The sequence below is a fragment of the Persicitalea sp. genome (genome assembly GCF_041751555.1).
Lineage (GTDB): Bacteria > Bacteroidota > Bacteroidia > Cytophagales > Spirosomataceae > Persicitalea.
The window spans coordinates 1-9998 of the sequence record NZ_JBGSXF010000501.1; the positions used below are offsets into that span (position 1 = coordinate 1).

The 9998-nt window shown below is 53.3% G+C and carries 10 protein-coding genes and 1 pseudogene; 6 read left to right on the forward strand and 5 right to left on the reverse strand.

Features of this window, described 5'->3' with window-relative positions; genetic code table 11:
• On the reverse strand, positions 1 to 899 hold an 899-nt coding region (locus ACEW8P_RS17820), incomplete at its 3' end, for a Glu/Leu/Phe/Val dehydrogenase (RefSeq protein ID WP_373514429.1).
• A 249-nt stretch (positions 900 to 1148) separates the two neighbouring features.
• Here ACEW8P_RS17820 and ACEW8P_RS17825 point away from each other — a divergent pair.
• Both ACEW8P_RS17825 and ACEW8P_RS17830 read left to right on the forward strand, forming a co-directional pair.
• Positions 1149 to 2525, forward strand: a complete 1377-nt coding sequence (locus ACEW8P_RS17825; protein WP_373514430.1) for a M20/M25/M40 family metallo-hydrolase — start codon at positions 1149 to 1151, stop codon at positions 2523 to 2525.
• Between the two features lie 14 nt (positions 2526 to 2539).
• Positions 2540 to 2878 (forward strand): n-acetylglutamate synthase, encoded by a 339-nt coding sequence (locus ACEW8P_RS17830; protein WP_373514431.1) that lies wholly within the window; start codon positions 2540 to 2542, stop codon positions 2876 to 2878.
• Between the two features lie 11 nt (positions 2879 to 2889).
• On the opposite strand, the gene ACEW8P_RS17835 is transcribed toward ACEW8P_RS17830, so the two are convergent.
• Positions 2890 to 3273 carry a TraR/DksA family transcriptional regulator gene (locus ACEW8P_RS17835; protein WP_373514432.1) on the reverse strand — a complete coding sequence of 128 codons (384 nt, stop codon included), beginning with the start codon at positions 3271 to 3273 and terminating at the stop codon, positions 2890 to 2892.
• Positions 3274 to 3453: 180 nt separating this feature from the next.
• On the opposite strand from ACEW8P_RS17835, the gene ACEW8P_RS17840 reads away from it, so the two are divergent.
• The 3 genes from ACEW8P_RS17840 to ACEW8P_RS17850 all read left to right on the forward strand — a co-directional run bounded on the left by ACEW8P_RS17840 (position 3454) and on the right by ACEW8P_RS17850 (position 5579).
• The gene (locus ACEW8P_RS17840; RefSeq protein WP_373514433.1) at positions 3454 to 4494 is read left to right on the forward strand and encodes a sensor histidine kinase; all 1041 of its coding nucleotides are present in this window, start codon (positions 3454 to 3456) and stop codon (positions 4492 to 4494) included.
• Entirely contained in the window at positions 4491 to 5210 is a 720-nt protein-coding gene (locus ACEW8P_RS17845) for an SGNH/GDSL hydrolase family protein (protein ID WP_373514434.1), read from the forward strand. The genes ACEW8P_RS17840 and ACEW8P_RS17845 overlap by 4 nt, the downstream gene beginning before the upstream one ends.
• Before the next feature lie 63 nt (positions 5211 to 5273).
• A complete protein-coding gene (locus ACEW8P_RS17850; protein WP_373514435.1) occupies positions 5274 to 5579 on the forward strand; it encodes a Dabb family protein in 306 nt (101 codons plus the stop codon).
• Here the strand turns inward: ACEW8P_RS17850 and ACEW8P_RS17855 are convergent, their stop codons facing one another.
• The 3 genes from ACEW8P_RS17855 to corA all read right to left on the reverse strand — a co-directional run bounded on the left by ACEW8P_RS17855 (position 5580) and on the right by corA (position 9064).
• On the reverse strand, positions 5580 to 6863 hold the full coding sequence (locus ACEW8P_RS17855) for a Gfo/Idh/MocA family protein (protein ID WP_373514436.1): 1284 nt from the start codon (positions 6861 to 6863) through the stop codon (positions 5580 to 5582).
• 144 nt (positions 6864 to 7007) lie between these two features.
• Positions 7008 to 8054 carry a hypothetical protein gene (locus tag ACEW8P_RS17860; protein ID WP_373514437.1) on the reverse strand — a complete coding sequence of 349 codons (1047 nt, stop codon included), beginning with the start codon at positions 8052 to 8054 and terminating at the stop codon, positions 7008 to 7010.
• Positions 8055 to 8119: 65 nt separating this feature from the next.
• Positions 8120 to 9064: a magnesium/cobalt transporter CorA gene (gene corA / locus ACEW8P_RS17865; protein ID WP_373514438.1), complete on the reverse strand. Its 945-nt coding sequence runs from the start codon at positions 9062 to 9064 to the stop codon at positions 8120 to 8122.
• A gap of 254 nt (positions 9065 to 9318) precedes the next feature.
• Between corA and ACEW8P_RS17870 the strand changes: the two are divergent.
• Positions 9319 to 9998 (forward strand): annotated as a pseudogene (locus ACEW8P_RS17870) (hypothetical protein); the annotation flags it as partial.

The window sequence follows — 9998 nt, forward strand, 5'->3', positions numbered from 1 at the left end:
GTGAGCATGGAATTGGAATCGGCAATGTCGGTTGCGCCTGGAAAATTCGTGATGGACTTAGTCAGCTGACGGTGCTTGTCCACAGCATCTATATTCAGGCCGTTCTCGTCGTAGATGCCGCCATCGTACTCGGCGATGCCAATAATCTTGGCCCCTTCCTCAGCCAGGTACTTTGCCGAATGGTAGCCTACGTTTCCGAATCCCTGAACGATGACCGTTTTACCGCGCAGTCCAGTACTTAGGCCCAATTTCTTGGTGTCTTCCTCGAACTTGAAGAACTCCCGCAGCCCGAAGAATACACCCAAGCCTGTCGCTTCGGTACGCCCGCGAATGCCGCCAATGCCCACGGGCTTGCCCGTCACGCAGCCCTGCGCGTTGGTATCGCCGAACTTGAAGGTCATGTAAGTGTCGGCGATCCAGCCCATTTCGCGGCCGCCCGTCCCGTAATCGGGGGCGGGCACGTCCACGGCAGGACCGATCAGATTTTTCTTGATGAGTTCGGTCGCGAAGCGGCGTGTCACTTTTTCCAGCATTTGCTCCGACGCAGTATGCGGATTGATCGTTACGCCGCCCTTGGCCCCGCCGAAAGGCACGTTCACTACCGCGCACTTAAAGGTCATTAGTGTAGCCAGGGCTTTCACCTCATCTTCCGACACCTCCATGCTGTACCGAATGCCACCCTTGGTGGGCAGCTTGTGCATGCTGTGCTGGACACGAATGCCCTCAATGTTATGGATTTCTCCGTCCACTTCCACGGGGAAAGTAGTCTTATAAACGCTGTTGCAGTGGCGGATGCGTTCGAGCAATCCTTTCGATAGCCCCGTGTGTTCAGCGGCTTTGTCGTAATAATGTAATACGGTATCCAGGAATTTTTTTCCCTGTTCCAAATGATCTGACATAGGAATTTATTGGTTAGAAGTGTATAGAGTCCCGTTTGGGAATCATCCTGCAAAGATTGAAAAACTTCGGGGAATAGTGATGGTTTTGTTTGTTTTTCGCTGCTGGAAGGCTGAATCCGTGGCTATAATTTTCTTCCTTGTTTATTTAGGAAAAAGCAAGCCGCACAAAAGCCGCTTCCCATTTTATGCCCTACTTCCAGCGCACTGCTTTTTCCCCTATCTTGCTTTCTCAAACTTATAACTACTCCCATGAAGAAACCTTTCCTCCGTTACGTCGGATCGCTCCTTGTCATCCTGAGCGTAGTAGCAGGACTCCCTTTCCCCCTTATTGCCCAAACTACCATCCACCGCGACCCCGCCATCACGCAACTCGTCGAGCAAGTCTCTGCCGACAGCCTGAAAGCCCACGTCGAGAAGCTGGTCAGCTTCGGCACGCGACAGACGCTGAGCGGCACACAGGGCCAGCGCGGCATTGTGCCGGCGCGGGAGTGGATTCTGAGCAAGTTCCAGGAATTTGGCAAGCAGTCGGGCGGGCGGCTCACCGCCACCATCGACACCTGGACGCTGCAACCCGACGGGCGCCGCATAGATAAAGCCGTGGATATGGGCAACGTGATGGCTACGCTTAAAGGCACCGACCCGGCCGACGACCGGGTTTTCCTTGTGAGCGGCCATATGGACAGCCGTGTGAGCAATGTGATGAATAGCACCGACGACGCGCCCGGTGCTAACGACGACGGGTCCGGTACGGCGGCGGTCATCGAATTGGCACGGGTGATGAGCAGGCAGAGCTTTCCCGCGACCATTATTTTTGTGACCGTGGCGGGCGAAGAACAAGGCTTGCTCGGGGCCGACCACCTGGCGCAACGAGCAGTGGACGAGAAGTGGAACCTGGAAGCACTGCTCAATAACGACATCATGGGTTCCAACAACAGCCACGACACCAAGCTCATCAACAATACCATCGTGCGGGTGTTCAGCGAGGGCCTGCCGGGCTTTGAAACTGACAAAAGTGCGGCTTCCCTGCGGCAATACGGCTTGGAAAACGACGGCAAGGCCCGAACGCTGGCCCGCTACGTGAAGGAAGTAGGCGAACGCTACGTCGATCATCTGGAAGTGCGGATGGTTTATCGCAACGACCGTTACCTGCGCGGTGGCGACCATACCCCCTTTGTCAATCGCGGTTTTGGGGCGGTGAGGATCACGGAAATGAACGAAAATTTTCAGCACCAGCACCAGGATTTGCGCGTCGAAAACGGCGTGGAGTATGGCGACAAAGTAGAGTACATGGATTTCGAGTACCTGCGCAGGAACACCGCCATGAATCTGGCTAACCTCGCTAATCTGGCCAAGTCGCCCACCCAACCCCAAAACGTGACGATGGACGTCCGTAGCCTGACAAACACCACCAAACTCTACTGGCAGGCTCCCAAGACGGGCAAAGTGAAGGGTTACTACATTCTGATGCGGGAAACGCACTGGCCGTTTTGGCAAAAGAAATTCTTCACCGATAAACTGGGTGCGGAAATGCCCTATTCAAAAGACAACTACTTCTTCGCCGTGCAGGCCGTGAGTGAGGACGGCAACGAAGGGCTGCCCGTGCTGCCCAAGCCGGGAATGCGGTAAAACCCGCTATTGCTATGCTCAACTACCACGACAAAAAATTCCGCCCCGTCCAAAACACTGAAAACGGCGAGACCTCGCCCGAAACGATTTTTCTTTACCAACAGGAAGGTAGAATATTGACTTCCAACTATTCCGGCGGGAAAATCAAAAGTGGCCACCTGATCGGTCTGGTAGATGAGGAAGGAAACATCGATATGCGCTACCATCAGGTCAACGAAGCGGGCGAACTGATGACGGGCATTTGCCGGTCGCGTCCTGAGATACTACCTAGCGGCAAAATCCGGCTGCACGAAACCTGGCGCTGGACCTCGGGCGATGGCTCGGCGGGTGCGTCGGTGATCGAGGAAATCTAGTAAGGTTTCTGCTAGTTCATACGTTTCAGCTTTGCTTCAATCGTCTGCTGAGTGTGAGGTACTATGCGGAGGCGCTCCTTGGGAATAAGCTTGCCGCTATCTACACAGATACCGTAAGTACCATTCTTGATTCGTACGAGGGCATTTTCGAGTTGCGTGGCGTATTTTTGCTGCCGAGCGGCCAATTGGCTTAGGTTCTCACGCTCGCTGGCGTCTGCCCCATCTTCGAGTAGCTTGGCGGCGCCGCCCGTGTTATCGGTACCACTGTCATTTTTTTTGCTTAATGTGCCTTTGATGTAGTTCAGTTCGTTCATCGTGCCTTCCAGCTTTCCCCGGATCAACTCCTCGAACTCCCGGAGTTCATCCTCCGAGTAACGGGTTCTTTCTTCTTGCATATCGGTACAGGTTTAAGAATGGAAAGAGTCGTGCATATAAATTTTTCGCAAAACTAAGAGTAATTATTTATACTTCATCACTCGCCTTATCCCCTATGCCAAGAAACCGGGCTTTCGCCGAATGATTTCTACCTTTGTGTGTTTCCAGGCGCAGTTTCTGCCCGCTTTAAGCCACTACGTATGTCTTTGAGTCCCCGCCTCATCGCGTTTATTCTTTCCGTACTGATCGCCGCCATCAGCACCACGTTCCTCGCATTCGTGCCGAATGTGACCACGAGCATGATGTTTGTGGTGGGCGCGGCAAGTTTTGGAGGATCGTTTGCGCTGGTACTTTACACTATCGAGATCATCGTCTATCGTGAGGTCAATAAAATGTACCGCACGATCAGGAAACTCAAATTGAAGGACTTCGATATTTCACGAAAATCGCTGGTACGGGAGAATAACCCTTTGAAGCGATTGAACGATGAAATATTTGTGTACGTGGTCAAAAAGCAGAAGGAAATTGAAGAGCTGAAAAAACTGGAGCAATTCCGGCGGGAATTCCTGGCGGATGTCTCGCACGAACTGAAAACTCCCATTTTTGCCGCGCAGGGTTTCCTGCACACCCTAATCGATGGGGCTAAGGATGACGAAAAGGTACGTGATCGGTTCCTTAAAAAAGCCGCCAAGAGCCTTGACGGACTCGACGCCCTCGTGAAAGACCTCGTGACGCTCTCACAGATGGAAACCGGGGCCATCAAGATGAATATCGAGCGCATCGACCTGCGGCTTGTAGTGGATGAGGTACTGGATCGGTTGGAAAAAATTGCGCACGATCGTAAGGTTTCTTTTAAAGTGAAACCCGATAATTTGACCGAAGTGTGGGTCAACGCCGACGCACAACGTATCGAACAGGTCATGGTCAATCTGATCGAAAACGCCGTGAGGTACAACAAGGAAGGCGGAAAGGTCATCGTTCACTTCAACGAGGAGAAGAAACATCACGTCATTTCGGTGCGTGATAACGGGCCGGGCATCCCGGCGGAGCATTTAAACCGTATATTCGAGCGATTCTATCGCATAGAAAAGAGCCGCTCCAAGGAGCGCGGTGGTACGGGCCTCGGCCTGGCCATCGTAAAGCATATCCTTAATGGCCACGGCTCTAAGATCGCCGTGATGTCCAAGCTGGGGAAAGGCGCTACCTTTACTTTTAAACTTGACAAAGCCGAAGAAGTATGAATTTGACCTCGATATTGGCTGGATTGGCCTTTTTCTGCCTGGCCTGCGTTTCCGACAGTGAATCCGTTTCGACGCCTGCCACTCCCCCGGTCATGCCAATCGACTCCACGCAGGGCATTAGTTTTCTGTCGTTGGGCGATTCCTACACCATCGGCGAGAGCGTGCCGGAAGCGGGGCGCTGGTCGGTACAATTAGCCGCTATGCTTCGGCAGGACGGATTGGCCGTGGCCCCGCCGGACATCATCGCTCGCACGGGCTGGACTACCGCCGACCTGGCTTTGGGTATCAGCCAAGCCGAAATCAACAAAACCTACGACCTGGTATCGCTGCTGATCGGTGTCAATAACCAGTACCGCGGCCAAACGCTGGAACGGTACCGAACCGAGTTCAGGAGTCTGCTGGACACCAGCGTGAAGTTGGCCAAAGGCAACAAGAAGCGAGTCTTCGTGCTTTCGACGCCCGACTGGGGCGTATCGCCCTTCGGCAAGAGTAGCGACCGCGCCAAAATCTCCCGCGAAATCGACGCTTTCAACGCCGTGGCGAAGGAAGAGTGCGAGAAAGCGGGCATTCTGTACATCGACATTACACCCATTTCCCGCTCGGGACTCAACGATCCTAGCATGTTCGCCCCCGACGACCTGCACTTTTCTGGCAAAATGTACGGCCTGTGGGCCAAAGAGGCTTTGCCGAAAGTGAAGGCTTTGCTGGGGAAATAGTCTTTCCGTTTATACCTTACCGCAATTTTGAACCAAATTCATTCACTCATTCACAATTAACTTATGTTCATACATACCGTATTTTTCTGGCTTAAAGAAAAAGACAACGACGATGCGCGCACCGCGCTGCACGAAGGCTTGAAAGAACTCTCAGAAATCAGCGGCATCCAGGCGGGCTACGTCGGAACACCCGCCAGCACCCGCCGCGCGGTCATCGACCACACCTACGACTTTTCGATTACCTTCATGTTTCCCGATAAGGCTACGCAAGACGATTACCAGGTCCATCCCGATCACCTGAAATTTGTGGACAAGTGCGCCGGGCTTTGGGGTGAGGTTAAGGTATACGATATGGTGACGTCGGACTGATCAAATCCAATCCCATTCCTTCCGGTAGTTACGAGAAAGCAGATGATTCGCCTCTCTATCGCCGCGGAACTTCTCACGGCGGGCATTCCAGCGCAGCGGGCGGCCCAGTCGCCACGAAATCAATCCGAGGTGCATCGGTAGCGTCATTTTCCGGGCGTATTCCAGGTTAGATTCGGGTTGGGTGCGGGCTTTCACGGCATCCACAAAGTTCTGCTGGTGGCCCGGTGAGCGCGTAAGAGTGATGGGGACGGAGTCGATGTCTTTCATTACCACCCCGTTGATTGTGATTTCGCGGTTGCCGTAATCGCAGAGTAGTGTTCCCTTGTCACCCTCGAAGTAGGCACCGATGCTATGTCCGGCGGCACCGGGAACGTCCGGCGGTGCAGTAGTCCAATGAATTTTCAGGTTATCGAACTGGTAGTCCACGTCGATCCATTGCGGCGTGTTGCCGCCGCCCGTCATGGCTTGGCCGCGCGCGCTGACACTCGTCAGGTCCTGCGGATCGAGCGCCCACCAAACTACGTCGGCGATATGGCACCAGAAATCCTGGAAAACACCGCCGGAGTAATCCAGAAAATAACGGTAAGTAAAGTGGCAGCGCTCCGGCGAGTAGGGCGAATAGGGCGCGGGGCCGAGCCAATAGTCCCAATTCAGCGTGTCGGGTGGCTCGCGGTACTGTGGTGCACCCAGAATGGGCGGCGTACCCAACTTCCACAATCGCACGGTATGCACGTTGCCGATGGCTCCCGCGCGGATCAGTTCCACCACGCGGTGGTAGTTGTCGCCCGCGTGAATCTGAGTACCCAGTTGAAAAATCTTATCGTGCTTTCTCTGTGATTTGAGCATCTGCTGCCCTTCCTTCACGCTGTACGAAAGTGGTTTTTCTCCGTACACGTCTTTTCCCGCCTCGAAGGCAAGAATAGCCACTTGAGCGTGCCAATGATCGGGCGTAGCGCAGGTAATGGCGTCGATATCCTTGCGTTCCAGCAGTTTGCGGAAGTCGCCGTAGGTATCCACCTTGGCGTCGGGCTTTAATTCCAGCAGGGTACTTTTGGCTTTGGCGAGGTGGGTTTCGTCCAGGTCGCAAAGGGCGACGGTCTCCACCTCAGGCAGGGCAGCGAACCATTTCAGGTGGTTAGTACCCATACCATTGACTCCGATGTGCGCCACGCGCAGGCGGTCGCTGGGAGCCACTTTCCGGGTGAAACCAGGCAGCAGCGTGAGACCGAGGGCGGCAGCGGAGCTTTGTCTGAGAAACTGGCGACGGCCTGGAGAAGTATTCATAAAAGATAGTCGGGATTTTTGAAAAGAAAGCCTGGCTACCGACGGTTTTACTTTCTCCCGTTAGAGTCAGGCTGGTTCCTTATTCCTGGGATTTGTTGGAGCCGGGACTGGTGGGAAAGAGTACTTTGGCCAAATCGAAACTCATCAGCGGACTGCCACAACCCATACATTCCCGAAAGTTACGTCGGCGTTGTGGGCGATCAGCAGGGCGCTGCCGTTGGGGACGTTGTCGGGTTTTTCGCGCGCTTCCAGATCCCAGGCTGCAGGTTCCGGCTGATCGGCGGGCCATAGTTTGGTTCGGAAAAGCGTGCTATTATCGACTAGGGTTTCGACGCGGTGCTTCATCCCGTACTTTTTGCCCAGCAAAATGCGGCGCGGGCGAGTAGTGTCTTCTAAGTAGAGTTTCTGGCCGTCGAAAATTCGCCAGCGGCAGCTGTCCAGCCCGGCGGTGAGCCGAAATTCGGCCGTGGCTCCTAACGGATGCCACTTAACGTGCGGTTGTTTGTCGTCAAGATCGTGGCCCGGCCAGCGGGTGGCGATGGCCGCGTGGCTCACGCCAAAAGTAGGCGGTCCTTCATGAGGAGGGGTGAAACTATGAAAAACTACCGTCGTACTCACTTCGTAGTCGCGCCAGGTGCTATCGCCGAAGGCTAGTACCCGGTCGTAGTAAGGGTCTAGCGTTCGAATGCCGCCGGGGCCAAGTTGCCAATCCCCGTCTACTATTTGTGCTGCCTCCTGAATGTTGGCAACCTTCTGCCAGTCAATGACGTAGGGTAACGGCCATTTCTTTTCGGTTCCGTGGTACACGAGTTCCACTACTTTGACACTGCGCCTACCAAGCGAGTCTGTCGCCACGATGCGCAACTGATTGTCACCGCCGCGCAGCCGGGCGCGGTCAATGTCCACGTTGAAGTCGCCAGCCTGAGCCAAACGCCGCCCGTCCTCCCCTATGGTGAGTACTTTTTCCGCTTCACCGTTGAGCGAGTAGGTCAGGCTAGTCAGGCCATGCGGAGAGATGGCGTTACCCAAGACGTTGACCCAGCGCTGCGGATGTCCGATTTTTCCAAACTCCTGCCGATCACCGTACCAGATATCAATTTTAGGGCCTATAGCTTTTCGATGAGAAAGACCGGAACAGCTGCAAAAAACGACTGCCGACAGTAGATAAAAGGCTATTTTTCGAAGCTCCATAGGCTTGTTGGTCGGATGCCCAGACTTGGTTAATTTTTCAAAAGCAGACTGAGCCGCGATAAATTTTAAATCCACTTCTTCCGCCTGAAATACAGCAGGATCACCAGTGACGACAGCACCATTAGCGCCAGCGAGGCCCAGAACCCCCACGACCAGCCCGAGGTAGGCAGCGAAACGAAGTTCATGCCGAAAATGCCCGCAACAAGCGTGGGCGGCATGAAGATAATCGTCACGACGGTGAAAATCTTGATGACCTGGCTTTGTTCCAGGTTGATGAGGCCCATGAAAGTATTTTGCAAATATTCCAGCCGCTCGAAGTTGAAGGTAGTGTATTCCAGCAGCGAGCTAATGTCTTTCAAGATGATGCGCAGGTGTTCTTTGCGGTCTTCAGGAAAATACTGACTACGCAAAATACCCGAAAGTACCCTCTGCTTATCAATGGATGTCTCGCGTAGCATCATCGTGATTTCCTGTAACGAACTAATGCGAATTAGTACTTCCTGCTCCGCTTTCCGCTCGCGGATCAGGTCTTTACTAATGGAAGAAATATCGCGCGAAATGGCTTCCAGCGAGTCGGCATCGGCTTCGATCCGGGTTTCGAGCAGCATGAGCATGAAGTCAACGCCAGTCTGAAAGGTGTCGGGGCTGACCTTCATTTTCTTGACTGTGTCAGCGAAGGTTTTGGAGTCGCCGCGTCGGTAAGTGAAAAGCACATTGCCCCGAAGGATGAATGAGACGGGGTAGGTTTGGTAGCCTTTCGTATTGATTTGCAGGAAATTGGAGTTGGCGTTGATCGTATCGTGCTGCTCGAAAAAGCGCGCGCTGCTTTCGATCTCCACGATTTCCTGTGGCGTCTGGAAGTCGATGTCGCACTTGGTTTCGACCCACTCTTCCTCTTCCTGCGAGGGCGACTGCAAATCCACCCATAGCGGATGTTCGATCTTGCCCAGTTCACGCACATCAGTTTCGCGCTTGATCAGTCGGCCTTCTTTGTAGAAAATACGTACCATTTTGAGCTTTCAACCTTTTGGGGTGGGTTTTCAATTGTCTTCAAAGGTAGGGACAAATACGGATAGGTGGGGAACTACTTCCCTGGTGGACGAAAATTGGGAGCGTGACGGGCATTTGAGGAAAAACTATATCGTTTATAGCCTCAGATTAACTAAGTTTGGCACTTTTTAAGTGCAGGCGTATGTATCTGGCACTTTTTGTGTGGGTAGTTCATGTTCAAATGGCCGCGCGCTCTTCTGCTCTAATATATCCAATGATCCGTAAAGTACTGCTGTGTTGTGTGAGTGTGTTATCGGGAGTTTCGTACTGTTCAGGACAAAGTACCTTCATTCCCCTCAATGACGACTATTATCATCTGATCGATCGCCTGGAAATCAAGCGCGGTAAGTTTACAGAGGGATTCCACTCCAATGTGAAGCCCTTCGAGCGAAAGGCGGTGGTGGCCCTGACTGACAGTATCTTCGAAGAGGAGACAGCAAATCTCACGTCCGTAGATCGCGCTACGATCGGCTACCTGCGTCAGGATAGTTGGGAATGGCTGAACACTAAGCCTTTTATGCTTGATTCTACTGCGGATATGTCGCGGTTGGGCTCAATTTCTACGGAAATTACGTCCAAAAATCGGACCTTCTTCAACAATCCCTCCGATCTGTACAGCCTGCAAACCGAGGATGTAGATTTGCACGTGAATTTTGCCTCCGACAATTATTATGGAGCCGAAACCAACACGAGCAAAAATATGTGGTTTACGGCCAGGGGCGTGGAAGTCAGGGGCATCATCAACCAAAAACTGGGCTTCTATACTTTCGTCGCTGACAACCAAGGTATTTTTCCTAAATATGTCCGCAATTACCTCAGTCAGTACAACACGCCAGGCGAAGGGCTGACCAAGGCCGCTGGCAAGTTCGGCCTTGATTTCCTGTCGGCGCGGGG

Bases quoted from the DNA above. Each gene is read 5' to 3' on its own strand.
- ACEW8P_RS17825 (WP_373514430.1), top strand. From the start codon at position 1,149: ATGAAGAAACCTTTCCTCCGTTACGTCGGATCGCTCCTTGTCATCCTG.
- ACEW8P_RS17830 (WP_373514431.1), top strand. From the start codon at position 2,540: ATGCTCAACTACCACGACAAAAAATTCCGCCCCGTCCAAAACACTGAA.
- ACEW8P_RS17835 (WP_373514432.1), bottom strand. From the start codon at position 3,273: ATGCAAGAAGAAAGAACCCGTTACTCGGAGGATGAACTCCGGGAGTTC.
- ACEW8P_RS17840 (WP_373514433.1), top strand. From the start codon at position 3,454: ATGTCTTTGAGTCCCCGCCTCATCGCGTTTATTCTTTCCGTACTGATC.
- ACEW8P_RS17845 (WP_373514434.1), top strand. From the start codon at position 4,491: ATGAATTTGACCTCGATATTGGCTGGATTGGCCTTTTTCTGCCTGGCC.
- ACEW8P_RS17850 (WP_373514435.1), top strand. From the start codon at position 5,274: ATGTTCATACATACCGTATTTTTCTGGCTTAAAGAAAAAGACAACGAC.
- ACEW8P_RS17855 (WP_373514436.1), bottom strand. From the start codon at position 6,863: ATGAATACTTCTCCAGGCCGTCGCCAGTTTCTCAGACAAAGCTCCGCT.
- ACEW8P_RS17860 (WP_373514437.1), bottom strand. From the start codon at position 8,054: ATGGAGCTTCGAAAAATAGCCTTTTATCTACTGTCGGCAGTCGTTTTT.
- corA (WP_373514438.1), bottom strand. From the start codon at position 9,064: ATGGTACGTATTTTCTACAAAGAAGGCCGACTGATCAAGCGCGAAACT.